Raw genomic sequence first — 20,791 nt, 5'->3', positions numbered from 1 at the left:
AGAAATTAATCAATATGCATGGATATTTTTTATGACTTGGCAACCTACTGCATCTATTAATAATTTACTTAAGCGCGCTAAAATTGTATCTAAGGTAAGACAATTTTTTGCTGACCGCTGTATTTTGGAAGTGGAAACCCCGACCCTAAGTCAATATGCGGTAACCGATGTACATCTTAGTTCATTTCATACCTTATTTTTAAAACCTGGTGAAAACGATGAACAACAAGGGCGAAAAATGTCATTAATCACCAGCCCTGAATATCATATGAAACGGTTATTAGCTGCTGGCAGTGGACCGATTTATCAAATCTGTAAATGTTTTCGCAATCATGAAGAAGTAAGCCGTTATCATAACCCTGAATTTACAATGCTCGAATGGTATCGTATTCAATTTGATATGATGCAAATGATCAACGAAGTCGATGATCTACTGCAAAGCATCCTAGATTGTGAACCTGCGGAACGAATCTCTTACCAAAAGGCATTCCAACGTCATCTTAATATTGACCCACTAGAAGCTGATCACGCAACCTTAGTTGAAGCTATCAAACAACTAAATATTGAACTCAATACTGATGATTATGATCGCGACACCTTATTACAATGCTTATTTAGTTTTGGCGTTGAACCGCATATTGGACAAGAAAAACCTATCGCTGTTTATAACTTCCCTGCCTCACAGGCAGCTTTAGCAGCGATCAGTTCAGAAGATCATCGTGTAGCAAACCGTTTTGAATTTTATTACAAAGGGGTTGAACTAGCTAATGGATTTAAAGAACTCACCAATCCGCAAGAACAAAAGATGCGTTTTGAACAAAATAATATTGATCGAGCAAATCAAAACTTACCACCACAAAACATCGATATTGAATTAATCGCGGCTATGGAAGCGGGTTTACCCGATTGTGCTGGTGTTGCCGTTGGGCTTGACCGCTTAATTATGTTAGCACTTGATGCAATGAATTTAGATGATGTGATTTCATTCACGTTTGAAAGGGCTTAATCATGTTAGGAAGTTTAGGCTTAAGTGAATGGGCAGTTATAATTATTGCCATTATCGCCTTACTAATTGCCATGCTAAAAGCGCAATTTAAAGCGAATAACCTACATGCCATATATGATTTACAACTTAATCAAAGAAATAAAGAAAATCAGTCATTAATGGCAAATATCACTCAATTAGAACAAGAGTTGAGCCAATACCAACAACAAAATGTTGCTCAAAATATCAAAATTAGTGAATTAAAAACGCGCTTAGAAGAGATTATCAATGCCGCACATGAAAAACAGACAGTTTTAGAACAAAGCGAGCAACGATTAACCACGCAATTTGAAAACTTAGCCAATCGAATTTTTGAGCACAGTGGCAAAAAAATTGAGCAACAAAATAAACAAAGCTTAGAGTTTTTACTCTCACCTCTTAAACAACAATTAGAAGGCTTTAAAAAGCAAGTTCAAGATAGCTTTGGTCAAGAAGCCAAAGAACGCCATACCCTAACTCACGAAATTCGCAACTTGCAACAGCTCAACGAACTCATGACGAAAGAAGCCATTAATTTAACCAATGCGTTAAAAGGCAATAACAAAACCCAAGGTAATTGGGGTGAATTTATTCTTAGTCAAATATTGGATAATTCCGGATTGCGTCAAGGTTACGAATATCACACTCAAGTTAATCTAACTAATGAAGATAACCGACGTCTACAACCAGATGTAATTGTTCACTTACCCCAAGGCGGTGATGTGGTCATCGATTCCAAAGTCACCTTAGTTGCCTATGAACGTTATTTTAATAGTGATGACGAAGAGACAAAAACTAGAGCCATTGCTGATCATTTAATTGCTGTGCGTAATCACTTAAAACAACTTAGTCAAAAAGATTACCATAAACTAAATGGCATTCAATCATTAGACTACATTCTAATGTTCATTCCTGTCGAACCGGCATTTTTATCCGCCATCGATCAAGATCCGTCATTAATCAATGATGCATTAAAAAGTAACATCATGATTGTTAGCCCAACTACCCTATTGGTTGCCTTGCGAACTATTCATAATTTATGGCGTTTTGAATACCAAAATCGCAATGCCGAGCTTATTGCTGATAGAGCCAGCAAACTATATGACAAAGTACGTGGATTTATCGAAGATATGGAAAATCTAGGCAACTGTTTGGATAAAGCCCAACAAACCTATCAAAACTCAATGAACAAACTCTCGAAAGGGCGTGGTAACGTGATTGGTCAAATAGAACGATTTAGGGAATTAGGGATTGAAGTAAAAAAACCAATTAATCCGGATATAGCTCAACTATCAGTTGATGAACTTGAAAATGAAAAAGAACAGCTTAGTTAAATTGTTAACTAAAACATCTTAATTCACCATCATAAAAAATACGTGTATACTCATTTGGTATAAGAAGGAGTACGATATGTCAAACAATAATGAAGTCAGTTTCGAAGAAACCATCAAGCAACTTGAAGCAATTGTCACTCAACTTGAAAATGGCGATTTACCATTAGATGAAGCACTAAATGAATTCGAAAAAGGCATCAAACTAGCTCGTTCTGGTCAAAAACAACTTAATGAAGCTGAGCAACGCATCCAAATTTTATTATCTGAAAATAGTGATGCACAATTATCTGAATTTTCCATTGATAATAATGAATAGCCTAAAACCATTACAAGAACGTATTGATAACTATCTAACAACATATATTTCGCAGTTTGCACCATCTAATTTGCAACAAGCGATGAGTTATAGCCTGCTTGCTGGTGGCAAGCGAATACGCCCTATTCTGGTCTATTTAACCGGACAAATGTTTAATTGTCCGCTAACCAAACTCGATTCAGTTGCTGCTGCCATTGAATCGATGCATACCTACTCATTAATTCATGATGACTTACCCGCAATGGATGATGATAATCTAAGGCGAGGAAAACCAACCTGCCACATAAAATTTGGCCAAGCACAAGCCATCCTCGCTGGTGATGCACTACAATCACTAGCATTCAGCCTATTATCCGAAAACCAACAAATCAGCAACCAAAGTAAAATAAAAATGATTACTGAACTAGCAAGTGCAAGTGGCCTTGCTGGAATGTGTTTAGGTCAATCACTGGATTTACAAGCAGAACACCAAACAGTCACATTGGAACATTTACAAACTATCCATAACTATAAAACTGGCGCCTTAATTCAAGCGGCAGTAAGGCTCGGTGCTTATTCATGCGATGAGGTAGCTCAACCCTATTACCCAATGTTAGACAACTATGCTAAAGCAATTGGACTAGCATTCCAGATACAAGATGACATATTAGACGTCATTGGTGAACAAGAGCTGATGGGTAAACCACAAGGCTCTGATCTTAAGCTGGAAAAAAGCACTTATCCAGCATTGATGGGTTTACAAAATGCCATCGAAATGACACACAAGTTATATCAACAAGCTATCGATAGTCTGACGCAAATACCTTATAATAGCCAACCATTACAAGACCTTGCTGGTTTTATTATTAATCGAAATAGTTAACTAAATAACTAGATGATAAAAATGAATTTAGACAAATATCCTCTATTAAAGCAAATCAATTCACCTGCGGATCTTAGGCGATATCCGCTCGCACAATTGCCAGCAATTAGTCAGGAACTGCGACAATTTTTATTAGACAGTGTCAGCCAATCTAGTGGTCATTTAGCTTCAGGTCTTGGTGTGGTCGAATTAACAGTCGCGTTGCATTACGTCTATCAGACACCATTTGACAAAATTATATGGGACGTAGGTCATCAAGCTTATCCACATAAAATTCTAACGGGTCGACGCGATCAGATGCTAACTATTCGCCAAAAAGGGGGATTACACCCGTTTCCTCACCGAAATGAAAGTGAATATGATGTATTAACAACAGGACATTCATCAACCTCAATAAGTGCAGCGCTGGGTATTTCGATCGCAGAGCAAAAAAAACAGTCAGGTAAAAAAGTCGCCGCTATTATTGGTGATGGGGCCTTAACCGCTGGTATGGCATTTGAAGCGATGAACCATGCTGGGCACATAAAACCAGATATGCTAGTTATCGTTAATGACAATGATATGTCCATTTCAGAAAACACAGGTGCACTTAATCAACATTTGGCACAAATATTATCAAGCAAAGCCTACACCTCACTTCGTGAAAGTGGCAAAAAAGTGCTTTCCAATATTCCACCATTAAAAGAACTATTCAAAAAAACGGAGGAGCACCTAAAAGGCTTAGTCACTCCGGCTATTTTATTTGAGGAATTAGGTTTTAACTATATTGGTCCTGTTGATGGACATGATATTGAAACATTAGTTGCCACCTTACAAAAAGTCAGACAACTAAAAGGCCCACAATTACTGCATATTATCACCCAGAAAGGAAAAGGTTATGCTCCAGCCGAGCAAAACCCAACCTTATGGCACGGCGTTCCTAAATTTAATCCAAATGAAGGAATATTACCAAGCACAAATAAAATTACCCCAACTTATTCCAAAATCTTTGGTGACTGGCTATGTGAAATAGCAGAGCAAGACAAACGCCTAATGGCAATCACACCAGCCATGAGCGAAGGTTCTGGCATGACTGAATTTGCTAAACGATTTCCAGATCAGTTCTTTGATGTCGCCATTGCTGAACAACATGCAGTTACATTAGCTGCCGGCTTTGCTATTAGCGAATTAAAACCAGTGGTTGCTATCTACTCAACCTTTTTGCAACGAGCTTACGATCAAGTCATTCATGATATTGCCATCCAAAACTTACCGGTTTTATTTGCGATAGACCGAGCAGGCATTGTGGGGGCTGATGGTGAAACTCACCAAGGTGCGTTCGATCTAAGCTTTTTACGCTGTATTCCAAACTTAGTCATCATGACCCCAAGTGACGAAAACGAATGCCGACAAATGCTCTACACAGGCTATTTACATGATGGACCAGCATTAGTACGCTACCCTCGAGGCGAAGGCACTGGCGCACATTTAGAGCCACTAAAAACAATACCACTAGGGCAATCAAAATGCTGCCGGCAGGGCGAAGAGATCGCTTTACTCAATTTTGGCACACTATTACCTGAAGTTTTACAAGTAGCCGACCAAATAAATGCTACAGTGATAGATATGCGTTTTGTAAAACCACTTGATGAAAAAGTCCTTTTGCACATTAGCCAAAGCCATAATATACTGGTCACCATCGAAGAAAATAGCATCAAAGGTGGAGCAGGAAGCGCTGTTAATGAATTTTTGTTATCGAAAAAAATAAAATGTGATATTTTAAATATCGGATTGCCTGATATTTTTATCCCGCAAGGCTCACAGCAAGAAATGCGCGATGAAGTCGGATTAAACGCTAAACATATAATCGACAAAATTAATAAATTTATCAAACTATAGGTTAAATATGGAAAATCAAGCTGTCACCGTTCAGATTTTTGGGCGAACGTTAAAATTTAATTGTCCAGTCGATGAAGTTGACGCACTTACAAATGCCGCTAAAGATTTAGATGCGCGATTAACAAATTTACGAGAAAAATCCCCCCAAGTTGGAAGCGATCAACTTATCATGACTGCTGCATTAAATATCTCTTACGAACTAACGAAAGAAAAAGAAAAAAGCGATGAATTTGCAAATCGACTAAAAATGCTACAGCAATTACTTGATTCCGCATTAAATACTAGCAATTAGTTAGATGAAATGTAAATAAACCACAAAGACTATTGTATGATTTTCTAAATTTTGTATCATAGTAAACATCTCTGAGATGTTCGCGATATGGGTTAGTCCCCTGAGCCGATAATCTTTAATTTAGAATGGTGTGATTTTTAATTGGTGTGTATGCCTAATTAACTTAGGAAACCTAAAAATTAAAACATGCTATTCACCTTGAACCTCGGGTTCAAGGGTTACGCCCCTAACGGCATCTTGGAGTCTTTATTCCTTCTCTCTTTCAAATAAAAACTTATGGACATTCGGCAAACTATACGTCAAAAAAGACGTGAATTATCTCAGGCACAACGCGACAGCGCACAAGCCATAATCTACCAAAAAATAAAAGACCATCCAGCCGTCAGCCAAGCACAACATATTGCAATATTCTTATCATTTGATGGAGAAGTCGATACTAAACCGATTATTGAATATCTATGGCAACAAAATAAATCGGTCTATTTACCTGTCCCAATTGCTGAACATAAACTAATCTTCTTAAATTACACCCCAAATACACCACTAGTAAAAAATAGCTTTGGTATCTTAGAACCAGTGATCGATAAAACTAAAATCATAGATATTGAACAACTTGATATCATCTTTACGCCACTTGTGGCTTTTGATGACCGAGGATTTCGTATTGGTATGGGCGGTGGCTATTATGATCGCTTTCTTGAAAACTACCAACAACAGCAAATTTATCCTATTGGGCTAGCATTTGCCTGCCAAAAAGTTGATCATGTTGATAATCAGCATTGGGATGTTAAATTACCGGAAATCATTTATGCTTAATCTGGTTAAGGACCCATTTTTATATTCACTATCGCTCATTACTAGATTAAAAAATAATAAATTTGTTTTTCTACAATTAATAGCCAATTTAGTTATATAATAAATCGAGCAATATCTTTTTTTACACGCATCACCGTCTTTATCTTATTCCTTAGTAAATTAGTTTTTCAATAAAATCAATCACAACTCTTTAACTATAAAGTTACAATCTAATAAGGAGTATTGCAATGTCAGAAAAAAAAGAACTCACCACCAATAATGGTGCCCCTATTGCCGACAATCAAAACTCTCGCACTGCTGGCCCTCGTGGACCGGTATTGATTGACGACTATCAATTAATCGAAAAACTCGCTCAGTTTAACCGTGAAAATATCCCAGAAAGACGAGTCCATGCCAAAGGCTCTGGCGCACACGGAACATTTACCGTCACCAATGACATTACTCAATATAGCTATGCCAGCATTTTTGCCGAAGTTGGCAAACAAACTCCTGTTTTTGCTAGATTTTCAACTGTTGGCGGTGAACGTGGTTCATCTGACACGGCACGTGATCCACGTGGATTTTCAGTAAAATTTTACACAGATCAAGGTAACTGGGATATTGTCGGTAATAACACGCCAGTATTTTTTATTCGTGATGCAATCAAATTCCCGGACTTTATCCACACCCAAAAACGCGATCCTAAGACCAACTTAAAAGATCCGCAAATGATGTGGGACTTTTTCTCTTTATCGCCAGAATCACTTCATCAAGTAACAATTCTCTTTTCTGACCGAGGCATTCCAGACGGATTTCGACATATGCATGGTTTTGGTAGCCATACTTATAGTTTAATCAACAAAGATAATGTACGAACTTGGGTAAAATGGCATTTTAGAACGGAACAAGGCATTAAAAATATTCATCCTAAAAAAGCCGCAGAACTCGACGGAAGCAACCCTGATTCAGCGCAAGAAGATCTCTTTAATGCCATTGAACAAGGTAACTACCCTAAATGGCGACTTTATATACAAGTGATGAGTGAAGAACAAGCCAATAACCATCCAGAAAACCCATTTGATGTCACTAAAGTTTGGTCGCAAAAACAGTTTCCGCTTATTGAAGTCGGTGTTATGGAGCTTAACCGTAATCCGGAAAACTATTTTGCTGAAGTAGAACAATCCGCATTTGAACCAAGTAATATTGTACCTGGTATTGGCTTATCACCGGATAAAATGTTACAAGGGCGAATTTTTGCATATGCTGATGCGCACCGTTATCGTATCGGTACAAACTACCAACAATTACCAATCAATGCACCTAAATGTCCGGTACACAATTATCAACGTGATGGAGCTATGCGCTTTTATACGCCGGATAATGCACCAAACTATGAGCCAAATAGTGTTGATAGTGCACCTAAACAACAACCCCAGTATGCTGAGCCACCGATGCATGTCCCTGCCGGCACAATGGATAGACACGATCATCGTGTTGATGGTGATTACTATTCGCACCCACGTGCATTATTTAATTTAATGCGTCCAGATCAAAAACAACTGCTGATTGATAATATTGTCACTTCGATGAAAAACGTCGATCGTGATATTCAAATTAGACAGCTTAAACACTTCTATAAAGTCCATCCCGATTATGGTTCAGGTGTAGCAAAAGGGTTAGGTGTTGAAGTTGATCTAATCAAAAGCTAAAAAGCAAAATAATCGTGTCGACACCATTGTGTCGGCATTGACCTTTGACTTGATATAGATAAATGTTAATAGCTTTACTGTCTCTCATCACATGTTTCAAAGACCTTGTCAAACTTATCGGGCTGATTAGTCATTACTAAAGAAATTGAATTGTATAAATGCCAAATTAAGGTATTTTCATCCTTAACTTCATAACTTATGCTATCAGAGTAGCTACATTTTGATTCTAAATCGATAAATTATTTGCCGCCTTTAAAGTAGCTCGATTTTATCTCACATGAAATCATTTCTTGCCCGGTATAATCATCCAGTTTACCTTTTTGATAATTTATAAAACGATTACCGCAATAACAAGACTCATAAATCACATTTTTATTATTTAACTCGGTCAACATCTCCCACTTGCCATAATTTTCATGATCCAAATGAGGCTTAGCATTTACTACAAACATAAAAACAATAAAAATAAATAGCAGTCTTTTCATTGTTTAGCTCATTCAACTTGACTGATTAGAAATGGCTTATCATAATCTTTGATTGCTAAATTGAAAGAATTTTTTGTATTTAAAATGTTATTGAGAAGATAAACGAAGATATAAAACTAACCTATTTCACTATTGATCCATAACTGCATATTCCTACAATCAAATCTGATTTATTTGCTTATCACCCTAAATATAATGCCGATTAACGTTAATCGGCATTTATGATCTAATAAAATTACTATTTAACGATTTGTTTCAATTTTTCCAATAAACCCGAATAATCAACTTGATTAAAATGGGTAACATCCACTTCGAGCAATTGCCCCAAAGCAAACTCGTCGTACTTTCTAGTTTGACAGATTTGATAAAATTGTGATTTAGTGACTAAATCGTCGGCCAAACTACGATCTTCAAGTTTATCTCCATAGTGATAGTGCTGCATAATATGACTCAAATGCCGTTCCGGTGAGCGGTCTCGTTGATAACGACGTTGCCATAACACCTCAAAATCAGCAATTAAGCGAATTGTGATCACTTGATAATGATACTTTTGCGCCAACTCACTCAACCGGTGTTTCTGCTTATCACTAAAGGGATACTCAGAAATAATAACGTGTTTACCAGCATCCATATACAGTTGTAAAACACCATAATAAAAATGCCAAACTTTGTGCTCAAGCGCCTGCTTTTCAGCTTTCGAATTGAAACCGACAGAGTCAGCATATAAAACTTTAGCCTCATCGGGTGTTATCACAAAACTGTCTGTAAATTGTTGTTGCAGTTTATTAACCAGATAAGTCTTTCCTGTACAGGGGCAGCCAGCGAGTAAAATTAGATATTTACGCATATCAACTCGCCTCCTTTTAGTTTAGACATTTATTACTGTTAAGAAATAAACGCATTTTATGCTTCACTATTTCTTTCACTGCCTCATTAGCTGGAATAATATTATGACGTAATGATCGATTAATTTCAGTTTGGGCAAATTTATCTTTTGCAACTTGTGTCCAGTTAACTAATAACTCCGTGCCAACATTAAATTTACGAATACCGTTATTAATCAGTTCCGGATAGTCCTCCTCTTTGACCCCTGTTCCACCGTGAATGACCAAAGGAATATCAACCGTAGCATGAATTTCTTTCAATAACGGTATATTTACCTCTGTTTTTGACTTAAATTGTCCATGATTAGTACCTATAGCAATGGCTAAAGCATCAATTCCCGTTGCTTTTACAAATGCCAGTGCATCTTCCGGTTTGGTATAAACTTTATCGTTAACATCAACATGAATTCCCTCTTCGGTCCCCCCGATTGTTCCTAATTCTCCTTCAACTGATACACCATGAGCATGAGCATATTCAACCACTGCACGGGTTTTTAATATATTTTCTTTAAATGGTAGTGAAGAGCCATCAAACATAACCGAAGTGAATCCACTATCAATTGCTTGTTTTATATCATCAAAATTTTTAGCATGATCGAGGTGTAATACCGCATCCACTATCTCTTCATCTACAATAGCTTTTACTGCATTAACTAAAACTTTAAAGCCAATATACCTTGCAGTATCAACGCTTGTTTGGATGATAATTGGTGCGCCAACCTCTTTTGCAGCCTGTAACATCGCAGGTAACATTTCTAAATTATGCGTATTAAACGCACCAACAGTGAAATTTAATTTTTGGGCTAATAAAGTTACATCTTTAAGTGTGGTGTACATAATTATTTCCTTTAATCTCGTTGAATAGTCATCTGTTTAGCAATATTACGCATAGCATCCATTTTGTTCATCCAAATATCGATATCAGCCAATGAGCCATGCTGAGCAGCTTGAGCTCGCTTAGAGTTATACAAATTCATTAATGTTTTATAACCGTCGCCAATTGATTTCTTATGCTGTTGGCTCTTTTCTAAATACTCAATAGCCAAATCAATATGATTTAATTGATGATAAAGCAGGCCGATTTGTTCACATGATGAGGCTAACATCAGTAAGTCTTCAGTCTTTTCGATCTGCTGTAATAATTGGTTAATTTTTTGCTCAATCTGTTCCATTTGCTGTGCTGTCAGACTGCTTTTAACCTCTGAGTCGGGGGCTAAATTTGTTTTAGGCGCCTTTTTTTTAAAAAAGTTAAACATGTCAAACTCCTCAACTAAAAGTGCTTCAATATTGGGCTTAATATCCACGCATAAAGCAGTGCCACTGTGACAGTATCAACATCAGTTGCTGTTGCATTGATAAACCCCATTTGATTAAAAATGGTAACAAGTAAAGCTGGCAACAGCGTAATGAATATCCCATGAGCAATACCGCCGATAAGCGCCCCACGGCGACCACCAACTGCATTACCAAAGATACCTGCCGTTCCACCAGCAAAAAAGTTGGTTAACATTCCCGGTAAAATCATCGCCAATCCAAATGCCGGTAAAGTCAACATTGCAATCACTGTACCTATAGATGTGGTAATAAAACCTAAGATAACTGCATTAGGGCTATATGGGAAAAATACTGGACAATCAAGCGCCGGAATTGCATTCGGAACAACTTTCATTGCAATTCCTCTAAATGCCGGCACAATTTCACCGAGTAATAACCTCACACCGGCAAGTAATACATAGATTCCGACGACAAAAATTATCGCTTGGGTAAAGGCGTAAATGACGTAATTTTGACTGCCGGATAAGGTTGAAGCATACGCTTCACCGGCGAAAAGAGCGGTAATAATATAAAGTGGGATCATAACCACCATGACGGATAAATAAGTATCTTGCAAAAATTCAAATGACTTAGGCAACTTCATATCTTCAATTGAGCGCTTGTTTTCACCTCGCTCCCCTATCAGATAAGCTACACCAGCCTCGAATAAATAACCGATTGTACAAAAGTGTCCTAATGCAATGTCATTTGATCCTGTCACTTTACGAATAATGGGTTGGGCAATGGCCGGCATAAATACAGCAAAAAGTGCACCAATAAAACCGCCAACCAAAATTAGTGTTACCCCAGACAATCCGGCAAAACTACCAAATACCGTTGTCATTGTTGCCATCCATAAAATGGCCTGCCCTGTTAGAAAAATATATTTCCAACGGGTAAAACGAGCAATAAGGATGTTAAAAATAAAGATCATCAAAAATGTTAGTGCAATATCACGGCCTAATCCTAACTGATTCATTGCTTGCCCGTTAATCGCTTCAATAGAAGGAATAATGCCTTGCATATCAAATCCAGCGGTAAAAATATGACCGAAATAGGTTAAACTTCCCACAATAATACTTGACCCGGCATTGAGCACTTGAAAACCCAATAAGGTTTTCAGTGAGCCTGAAATAATTTGTCCAACAGATTTACGTTGTAAAATCAACCCAAACATAGCAATTAAGCTAATGGTTATCGAAGCTTGAGTTAAAATATTGTCGATAATAAAGTTAATCACATTCATGGTATTCTCCTTCTAATGGATTTAAAGCAATCCCTTTTGTTGCAATATTGGACTTAACTTCTCATCAATTTCCGCTTTAGATACTATATTTTTAAGATAGACCACTGCGGTTTGTTCACTGATATTGAATTTAGCAAACTGAGGGCGGAAATTTTCGGCTGTAATGATGATATCGGCTTTAGTTGAGGCTGCTGATGAAATATCGGTATGATCTAGTTTAGCGTCAATACCTTTAGCTTTTAAAACATCTTCGGTTGCCATTTGTGCAGCAAAACTACTGCCTAACCCTGCACCACAAACAAATATAATGGTTAAATTACTCATGTTCTATTCTCCTTCAGATTTAGGTATTTAATCCGATTTTGCTTAATTAAATAAAATTGACTTAAATTGCGCTACACTATGACAGTTGGTTAAACGCTCCAGTTTTTGTTCATCATTAATTAATTCAATCAAACTGCGCATAATGTTGAGATGAGAAAACGAATCGATAGCGGCTAAACAAAATATAATTTTCACTGGCCCCATTTCATCATTACCAAAATCTACTGGGCGACTCATCGTCACTACGCTCAAACCTAATTGATTTACTCCGTCTTCAGGTCGAGCATGCGCTAAAGCTAAATTTTTACCAATCACAATATAAGGACCATATTGTTCAACCGATGTGATCATGGCATCGACGTAAGAAGGTAAAATAAACTGTTTTTTTAATAATGGTTCAGCAGCAATTTGGATAGCCTTTCGCCAATCATGGCAGTCTTGATGTAATAAAATGTCATCATCAGTAAGAATATCTTTCAACATAGGCTGGATTTTCCTTTTATTGATTTTAAGATTATTGAGAGCTAAACACTTTTCAAGTTGGTTATAGATAGGCTCGGACACAATACCGCCACTTTCTTTAATTAAATTAACAAGTGAATAGAACAGATCCGTTGCATCCGTTAGGTAATTGATACGTTGATTAGCACGATGTTTAGTTAAAAAATCTTTAATGATAGGATGATTTTTTTCTTTTAATATGGGTTCTAAAACTAATACTGGATGAGAAAAATGTTGCAAAGGAAAGGTAGAAAATATTAAATCAAAATCAAGTTGCTCCAACAAATTCAAATCGTTACGCCCTAAGATTGCTAATACATCTATACTAAAAAACTCTTTAAGTGTCTGTGCCAGCAGATTAGAAGTTGCTATACCATGACAACACAACACCACTGCTTTAAAATAATAACTACGATCTTGGTTAATGGCACTGGCAAAGGTTGAAAAATGAATAGTCAAAAAAGCAATTTCATCATCGGAAATCTTATGGCTAAGTTTTGTTTCAAGTTCATGCATAAAAGTGGTAATCGCAGCATGAATTTCACCGTAATTTTGTTTAATACTATCGAGCAATGGATTAATAATATGAATATTATTACTCACTCTGGCAATCAGCCCGGCTAAGTGCTTACAAAGGTTTTCATATAACTGTTCTTGTTTAGTTGAAAACGGGATTAGCGTTTTTTCTTCTACATAATTAACTAATTTAATGGCTAATAACTGCGCATTAAGCCATTCGACATAATTATTGATATCCTTAGTGTTAAATGCCTCTAGCATGTAAATGATATATTGGCGTTCTTGCCAATTTACCTGCAACGCAAAGTACTGGCACACCAACTGAATAAAGTTCGCTATTTGTCCTTGTTCATTATTATTAAAGTCAGTCCTGACCATTGTCAGATGATGTTGATGCTGATTACGAACAAGCCAAATAGCGGTAAAAATCACAATTTGTTGGACATAAATTTCATCATGTATCTGACTGATAGTTTGATGCGCTAACTGCAATAAGTTATCAATCAGTGATTGAGGAATATAATTAAACAAATGTTGCTGTATTGAGCTTAATTCAGGTAAAGGCTTATCTAGTTCTAAATTGCCGGCAAATTGGTTAATAGCTTCATACATCATTAAGCGAATCGAGCGCTCTAATCCAACAAATTGCATCCCTTGCTTCGGTTGGCTAATTAATTCAATATCATATTTTTTTAATCGTACTTTGATTTTACGAATATCTTCATCTAATACACTTTTTGAAACGAAATAGACCGCTTCTTTATGGCTTAAAATAACAGGCGTTTTAGCAAAAGCAATCGACAATAACAAATCAAACTGTCGCTCATCTTTGCTTAAAACGGTAGAGGATGGCACACCCAATAACGCATCGTGAATCAGCTGTTTCTGCTCTTGATCAGCATTGATGATAAACCCTTTATTACGCACAGTAGTAATTAAAGTGAAATGTCTTTTAGATAAAAACTCATTAATTTCTTGTATTTCATTACGAATAGTTCGAGCACTAATTTGAAACTCTTCTGTAAGCATTTCAATGGTTAATGGATAGTCGATTGAAATGAATTTTTTACATAATTCAATGGTTCTACTTCGCATAAACTTCTCACCTATTTACTTCTTAATTTAAGTATAAGTGAGATGAATTTGCTTACCTAGTGGGTATTTTTGCAAAGATAAATTGCAAAATTGTTGGTAATAAATAGTGCTATTTAAGGAAGGAAGTAAATTAAGTTAACAAAATTGATTGAGTGAATCGATATTACAGCTTCAACTCAATCAATCGTTAAAGTTAGCGCTTTTTGCGACGGTCAATTGCAACCATTAAAGGACGATGACACTTATAAATCATATCCGGTGGCAGCATAATTAATTCCGCTAATGGCGCTGTCCAATCAGGAATTTGCGTATTTTCTGGGTGTTTAGGATCGATGGGATTATCAACATTATAAAGCTCAGTGTTAGCAAATAACGCTTCTTTTTTAGCGACATCAACATCATCACTATCGCCTAGCATTTTGCAATTATCTAATAACTCATTCGCAAATTGTTCCGGCCAATCTTCGGCAAAATGCTTAAATTTAGCTAAACCTGAAATATGTCTTAACATATCACGAAACAGCAATAAATAAACCATCTGAACGTTCCGTCCGGACAAATTAGCCAACTGCTCATCTGATAAAGTATTATTGATAACTGCAGGACCCCATTTAAAAAACAGCGTGTCTCTATACACCTTAATTACACGTTTAAGAGGACGGTATTTCAATTTAACTAAATTATCAATCTCACGCGATAATTGCATTGTCGGATATCCGACACGATTACGACCATTCAAATCTCGCTCAGACAGCGCCGGAGCATTTTTTTCTTTATTCCCTGATAAAAGCTTTTTCAAAAATCCTAACATACTATAACTCTAACTATTTATTTTTTGTCTAACAATCTCAAATAAGCAAACGCCTGTTGCAACAGACACATTAAGCGAAGAAACAATACCTGCCATCGGTATACTGACTAACTCATCACAATGCTCTTTGGTTAATCGACGCATCCCCTCACCTTCTGCCCCCATCACTAAGGCCAATGCTGTTGAATTTTTATAAAAGTCAGTTTGGTAAAGTGTGCTGGTTGCTTCACCGGCGGTACCAACAATCCAAACTTGATATTCATCTTGTAACATACGCATAGTGCGCGCCAGATTGGTGACTCTAACCACTGGCACGCTTTCAGCCGCGCCACATGCAACTTTCTGAGCGGTTGAATTAAGTGGTGCAGAACGATCTTTAGGTACAACAATAAAGCTCACACCAGCGGCATCAGCAGTACGAATACAAGCACCTAAATTATGTGGATCAGTCACACCATCTAAAATTAAAATAATTGGATTAGAATTTTGCTCCATTAATAATGGAATATCATTTTCCTGATAACCACGGCTTGGTTTAACCATCGCCAAAATACCTTGATGAACGCCACTTTTCGTTTTTTCATCTAAATACTGCCTATTGGTCACTTTTACTGCTAAACCCAACTGCTCCAACTCACGAACAAGGGCATTAAGGCGCTTATCTTCTCGGCCTTTAACGATAAAAACTTCAATAATTCTTTCTGGTGCACGCGCTAACAAAGCTTCAATCGCGTGGATACCGTAAACTGTTTCACTCATCTATTTTTTACTCTTTTTTCTCTGATTGCTTGAGGTCGATGCTGATTTAGACGTTTTTTTAGCAGCTGTTTTTGGCTTACTGCGTTTTTTACTCTTTGCGACAACCTTTGCGCTCGTTTTTTTACTATTAGCTTGGCTTTTATTTTTGCGCTTAACTGGCTGTTCAGCATCACTATCGACTTTCTTCGCCTTATCTTTGGCTGTCTTACCTTGGCGTTGTGGCTTATTATTACTGCCAACCAATGAAAAATCAATTTTACGCTCGTCAGGGTTAACATTTACGACTGTTACTTGAACTTTATCACCTAAACGATAAATAAAACGGGTATTTTCACCAATTAAACGATTACGTGATGCATCAAAAATATAATAATCATTCTCGAGTGATGAAACGTGCACTAAACCATCAATAAATAGATCATCTAATCGCACAAAAAAGCCGAAATTAACAACACTCGAAATAGTGCCATTGAATACCTCGCCGACATGATCTTGCATATAATCACATTTCAACCAATCAACGACATCACGAACCGCTTCGTCCGCTCGGCGCTCAGTCATTGAACAGTGTTCACCAAAATAGAGCATCTCGCTAGTCGTATAACGGTGTCCACCGGTTTTATCATGTTGTTTACTATGTTGCTGATCAGCAATAACCCATTTAATCGCACGATGCAATAACAGATCAGGATAACGACGAATTGGCGAAGTAAAGTGCGCATACTCCTCAAGTGCTAACCCAAAGTGCCCACGATTTTCAGGATCGTAAATTGCTTGCTTCATTGAGCGCAAAATGACCGTTTGCAACATCTCATGATCAGGTCTTGCTTCAACCTCAACCATCAACTTAGCGATATCTTTTGGACTGGTACCCTTGCCGAGAGACAAACCAAGTTCACTTAAAATACTGCGTAAATTATTTATGCGATCTTCATCCGGTTTATCATGCACACGAAATAGCGATGGAATCTCAGCATCAATCACCAATTTTGCTGCGGCAACATTGGCTAAAATCATACACTCCTCAATGATCTTATGCGCTTCATTTCGCTGAACTAACTCAATGCTCTCAATGCGTTTATCAGCATTGAAGATGAATTTAGGCTCTTCCGACTCAAACCCGATTGCTCCACGGGCAATTCGAGCACTATTAAGCACTTTATAAAGACCATAAAGATTTTCAAGGTGAGGAACCAACTCACGATAATGCTCACGCAAATCCTTATCACCTTCCAAAATCTTAGCTACCTTGGTATAAGTTAAACGCGCGTGTGAATTCATCACCGCTTCATAAAATTGATAACCGGTCAAACGCCCCTTATTCGACACGGTCATTTCGCACACTAAACACAAGCGATCAACTTGAGGATTGAGCGAACAAAGGCCATTGGATAAAACTTCCGGCAACATCGGAACCACGCGCGACGGAAAATAGACTGAAGTCCCACGCAAACAAGCTTCTTTATCAAGCGCCTTACCGGTTCTCACATAATAGCTCACATCAGCAATCGCCACCCACAAACGATAACCACCACCACGATTCTTTTGACAATAAACCGCATCATCAAAATCTCGTGCATCTTCACCATCAATGGTTACTAACGGCAAATCACGTAGATCCTTACGGCCTTTCTTAGCGCTTTCAGGCACTTGCTCACTAAACTTGTTAGCCGCGTTTTCAACCGCTTTTGGAAATTCATAAGGGATCTCATGATTACGTAATGAAATATCGATGGCTAAATTCGTGCCCATTATTTCGCCAAGCACTTCCTTAATCACTCCGACCGCTTTTTGGCGTCGTTCAGGTCTTTGCTGCAATTCAACCACAACAACTGAGCCCATTCTAACCGTACGATTTGGCTTGCCAGCGATTAAAATATCAAAATTCAAACGGCTATCATCCGGCACCACAAAACCAACACCTTGCTCAATAAAATAACGACCAACAATCAGATTAGTACGTGGCTCTAAAATCCGCACCACTCGCGCTTCAGTCTTACCACGGTATTGACTACCGATTGGCTGAGCCAAAATAACATCGCCTTGTAAAACCTTTTTCATCTGCTCGTGTGACAAAAAATAGTCTTCCGGCTTACCTTCAACCCGTAAAAAGCCATAACCATCACGATGTGCAATAACACTGCCCTTAACCATATCGAATTTTTCAGGTAAGGCATAACATTTACGACGCGTGTAAACCACCTGACCATCACGTTCCATCGCTCGCAATCGGCGATGTAAAGCCTCTTTTTGCTCGTCAGATTTGATTGATACGGCTTTAGCTATTTTTTCTAAACTTGCTGGTTTTGCTTCTTTGGTAAGATAATCCAAAATCAGTTCACGACTGGCGATCGGCGATTCATACTTTTTCGCCTCACGATCATAAAATGGATCTTTTATCATATAGAACGTCCTGTGATCGAATGTTGCGTTAAGGATAACATAGAGTTGTATAACTTAAAATGGAGATTGCTTTTTGGAACTTTAAAAAAAGGGTTACTTAATGTTTTAGGGGATGAAAAGTGGGGTATTCGGCTTTGTATCGTTACAAAAACCCCGCTCCTCAACTTTTTTTGAGATAAAAAACTCAAAAATAAACCCGCCGAGGCGGGTAATTGAAGCGTCGCTTAGCCGCAAAATCGCTTTTTATGGCTAAACGACGTTGACTCCTTGAGTCAGCTTACTTTTAATCACCTAATACTATTTTTTATCACTCCCACCCCCAGCCTAAGGATTAAGGACGAAGAAATAAAAACTAAGGATGGGAGCAAAGGCCGTAGCTGTAGTCGTTGTCGTAGGCCCAACCCACGATACCGTTGTATGTGTACACGATAAACTGGGTACTACCATTCGGGTCACTAGTCCAGAGCCAATAGTTGGTGAGGCCAATGGTTGTATAATCAAACATACGACCCCACTCAGTGAAAAAACCAGAACCTATATGACGCATATAATGATTATCCCGTGAGGAAGGGGTGGCGCCAGAGATAGCAGGAGATTCTGTACGAACCGCGTTGGTTAAATCCCTTACGCTAGGCATTCGATAACCAATACGATTACACCAAGATAATGTATTAGAATAAGTGTCCCGCTTAGAACCACGGTTCACGAACCACTGCTTCAAAGTAAAACCATATTTAACAACTGGAGTACCATTAGTATCACGACCGACCAACTCGAAGGTCTGAGGCAAAGTAGGTTTAGAAATAGGACTAGGACTGGATGAAGTATGCTGGGATAGAGTAGCATAAGGACCAGTTAAAGTAACGCGTACGCTTGTAGCAGTAGGATTAGACATTGTGACTGTGATACCACCCAGAGAAACAGGAGACCAAGACAATGGCTGACTACTACCACTAATATCTAAATCAAAGTACAATCCATTAAGACCTGTAGTAGGAAAGTTTTGACCGTAATAGAGAGGGTCTGTTTTTTGAGTGAGAAACCCCCTATCAGGGTCCCACATCGAAGCTGGGCCAGCAAAATCCCAAGATGGGTTATCAATATCATCACCAAGCTTACCATACATTAAATTAGGTCTGACGAAACAAACCACAGGCGAAGCCTTTGGATTGACGTAATAAGTCTCACTACGGGCACTGAAATCACTACGATTAGGAACGCCATAACGAGTTGATAATGTACCGTTAGTACTGGATAACTTAATCCTATAAGGTGCGTTACAAATTGTTAACACGGAATTACGTGATACCGTTTGACCGTTTTTATCGACGATAGATAAACTTAAAGAACCTGTAGCAGTAACGTCTGAATCACCATCATCATCCCCCCAATAATTATTAGGAGGACCGATAAGAGTACTTAAATCGACTGAATTAGTATCAGTAGGAACGAACATACGAATATCAGCAAAACTCTGCCCCTCAACCGGCAAGACGATTGGGGTTGTAGATGATAAATTGGTAGAAGGCGTGTAATTAGTTCCGTTAGATAGTGTAATCCCAAGCAGACCGTTAGCATCAACTGCACGAGTACGACCACCGTCGAAAGTCAGATAAGGTACACTACCCTGTATCGCATTCCTAGTTGTCTGTGATGTCAATGCATGACTGGAAAAAGAAAGGAAAATAGCCACGAAAAAAACAATCTGACGGGATAATTGGGAAAAAGATCGAAAACAGGATCTGAAAGAGGATCCGGAAAACGATCGGAAAAAGGATCGAGAAGAGGATCGCGGAAGCGACCGCGCGAAAATTCGCAGAATTTCACTTGATTGAGTAGAAAAATAAGCTTCAGTGAAAAATTTAAACTGGGTGCTGGACTTAGACGAATTTAAAACATAGGTTGACCAAGTTGCCTGTTGCCTGTTGCCTGTTGAAAATTATAGAACATATGCGACAATCCTGTCAAGTAATTTTTTGATTAATTTACAATTTTATTTCTGCTAAATTTTAGCCTAGTAGCTAAAACCGTGTAAAAAGTATAGTGATTGGAAAAACACGATGCAACACTTTTTTTCGCTCATTTACGTTAATTTTTGTAAATAAGATCTAAAAAGGATCTAAGTTACAACCGATTAATCATTGTTTTAATTAAATATATCGTAATTACAAATCTTTAAAATTAGAGCAATTGATCCTTAAAAATTTTATTTTTGGGCTCTGGATTAGAAATTTAGTGAT

19 protein-coding genes and 1 other RNA gene are annotated in these 20,791 nt (G+C 37.8%); 9 read left to right on the top strand and 11 right to left on the bottom strand.

The features are described 5' to 3' along the window. Positions 1 to 31 precede the first annotated feature (31 nt). The 9 genes from epmA to J3U09_RS04120 all read left to right on the top strand — a co-directional run bounded on the left by epmA (position 32) and on the right by J3U09_RS04120 (position 8,210). Positions 32 to 1,006 (top strand): elongation factor P--(R)-beta-lysine ligase, encoded by a 975-nt coding sequence (epmA, locus tag J3U09_RS04160; protein ID WP_267357222.1) that lies wholly within the window; start codon positions 32 to 34, stop codon positions 1,004 to 1,006. Positions 1,007 to 1,008: 2 nt separating this feature from the next. Continuing rightward, positions 1,009 to 2,358, top strand: coding sequence for a DNA recombination protein RmuC (gene rmuC, locus J3U09_RS04155; RefSeq protein WP_267357220.1), 1,350 nt, complete (start codon positions 1,009 to 1,011; stop codon positions 2,356 to 2,358). 76 nt (positions 2,359 to 2,434) lie between these two features. Then, positions 2,435 to 2,674 (top strand): exodeoxyribonuclease VII small subunit, encoded by a 240-nt coding sequence (gene xseB / locus J3U09_RS04150; protein ID WP_065563353.1) that lies wholly within the window; start codon positions 2,435 to 2,437, stop codon positions 2,672 to 2,674. After that, positions 2,664 to 3,536, top strand: a complete 873-nt coding sequence (gene ispA, locus J3U09_RS04145; RefSeq protein ID WP_416380039.1) for a (2E,6E)-farnesyl diphosphate synthase — start codon at positions 2,664 to 2,666, stop codon at positions 3,534 to 3,536. Before xseB ends, ispA begins: the two co-directional genes overlap by 11 nt. 15 nt (positions 3,537 to 3,551) lie before the next feature. Further along, on the top strand, positions 3,552 to 5,414 hold the full coding sequence (gene dxs, locus J3U09_RS04140) for a 1-deoxy-D-xylulose-5-phosphate synthase (protein WP_416380038.1): 1,863 nt from the start codon (positions 3,552 to 3,554) through the stop codon (positions 5,412 to 5,414). Positions 5,415 to 5,421: 7 nt separating this feature from the next. Next, complete coding sequence (gene zapA / locus J3U09_RS04135; RefSeq protein ID WP_267342956.1) at positions 5,422 to 5,706, top strand: cell division protein ZapA; 285 nt, start codon at positions 5,422 to 5,424, stop codon at positions 5,704 to 5,706. Between the two features lie 65 nt (positions 5,707 to 5,771). Next, a non-coding RNA gene (gene ssrS / locus J3U09_RS04130) (6S RNA) lies at positions 5,772 to 5,954 on the top strand. Between the two features lie 28 nt (positions 5,955 to 5,982). Beyond that, complete coding sequence (locus tag J3U09_RS04125; protein WP_267342957.1) at positions 5,983 to 6,522, top strand: 5-formyltetrahydrofolate cyclo-ligase; 540 nt, start codon at positions 5,983 to 5,985, stop codon at positions 6,520 to 6,522. A 227-nt stretch (positions 6,523 to 6,749) separates the two neighbouring features. Further along, the gene (locus J3U09_RS04120; protein WP_267357216.1) at positions 6,750 to 8,210 is read left to right on the top strand and encodes a catalase; all 1,461 of its coding nucleotides are present in this window, start codon (positions 6,750 to 6,752) and stop codon (positions 8,208 to 8,210) included. Between the two features lie 239 nt (positions 8,211 to 8,449). Here the strand turns inward: J3U09_RS04120 and J3U09_RS04115 are convergent, their stop codons facing one another. The 11 genes from J3U09_RS04115 to J3U09_RS04065 form a co-directional block, all read right to left on the bottom strand. Further along, positions 8,450 to 8,695, bottom strand: coding sequence for a hypothetical protein (locus J3U09_RS04115; protein ID WP_065563348.1), 246 nt, complete (start codon positions 8,693 to 8,695; stop codon positions 8,450 to 8,452). A gap of 238 nt (positions 8,696 to 8,933) precedes the next feature. After that, positions 8,934 to 9,542 (bottom strand): AAA family ATPase, encoded by a 609-nt coding sequence (locus J3U09_RS04110; RefSeq protein ID WP_065563347.1) that lies wholly within the window; start codon positions 9,540 to 9,542, stop codon positions 8,934 to 8,936. 16 nt (positions 9,543 to 9,558) lie between these two features. Further along, positions 9,559 to 10,416, bottom strand: coding sequence for a class II fructose-bisphosphate aldolase (locus J3U09_RS04105; protein ID WP_267331750.1), 858 nt, complete (start codon positions 10,414 to 10,416; stop codon positions 9,559 to 9,561). 11 nt (positions 10,417 to 10,427) lie between these two features. After that, positions 10,428 to 10,835, bottom strand: a complete 408-nt coding sequence (locus J3U09_RS04100) for a hypothetical protein (RefSeq protein ID WP_267357215.1) — start codon at positions 10,833 to 10,835, stop codon at positions 10,428 to 10,430. 14 nt (positions 10,836 to 10,849) lie between these two features. Further along, positions 10,850 to 12,139 (bottom strand): PTS sugar transporter subunit IIC, encoded by a 1,290-nt coding sequence (locus J3U09_RS04095; protein ID WP_267357214.1) that lies wholly within the window; start codon positions 12,137 to 12,139, stop codon positions 10,850 to 10,852. Positions 12,140 to 12,160: 21 nt separating this feature from the next. Continuing rightward, positions 12,161 to 12,463 (bottom strand): PTS sugar transporter subunit IIB, encoded by a 303-nt coding sequence (locus J3U09_RS04090; RefSeq protein ID WP_065563343.1) that lies wholly within the window; start codon positions 12,461 to 12,463, stop codon positions 12,161 to 12,163. 42 nt (positions 12,464 to 12,505) lie between these two features. Beyond that, positions 12,506 to 14,578, bottom strand: coding sequence for a BglG family transcription antiterminator (locus tag J3U09_RS04085; RefSeq protein WP_267357213.1), 2,073 nt, complete (start codon positions 14,576 to 14,578; stop codon positions 12,506 to 12,508). A 193-nt stretch (positions 14,579 to 14,771) separates the two neighbouring features. Next, positions 14,772 to 15,377 (bottom strand): hypothetical protein, encoded by a 606-nt coding sequence (locus tag J3U09_RS04080; RefSeq protein ID WP_267357212.1) that lies wholly within the window; start codon positions 15,375 to 15,377, stop codon positions 14,772 to 14,774. A 21-nt stretch (positions 15,378 to 15,398) separates the two neighbouring features. Continuing rightward, the gene (gene rlmB, locus J3U09_RS04075; protein ID WP_267357210.1) at positions 15,399 to 16,148 is read right to left on the bottom strand and encodes a 23S rRNA (guanosine(2251)-2'-O)-methyltransferase RlmB; all 750 of its coding nucleotides are present in this window, start codon (positions 16,146 to 16,148) and stop codon (positions 15,399 to 15,401) included. Beyond that, entirely contained in the window at positions 16,149 to 18,551 is a 2,403-nt protein-coding gene (gene rnr, locus J3U09_RS04070; protein ID WP_220225746.1) for a ribonuclease R, read from the bottom strand. 352 nt (positions 18,552 to 18,903) lie between these two features. Then, on the bottom strand, positions 18,904 to 20,244 hold the full coding sequence (locus tag J3U09_RS04065) for a hypothetical protein (RefSeq protein WP_267357208.1): 1,341 nt from the start codon (positions 20,242 to 20,244) through the stop codon (positions 18,904 to 18,906). Positions 20,245 to 20,791 lie beyond the last annotated feature (547 nt).

Origin of the sequence: Gilliamella sp. B2889, from assembly GCF_026536885.1 — a bacterium.
Classification (GTDB): domain Bacteria; phylum Pseudomonadota; class Gammaproteobacteria; order Enterobacterales; family Orbaceae; genus Gilliamella; species Gilliamella apicola_E.
This window is presented reverse-complemented; position numbering and strand designations above follow the sequence as displayed.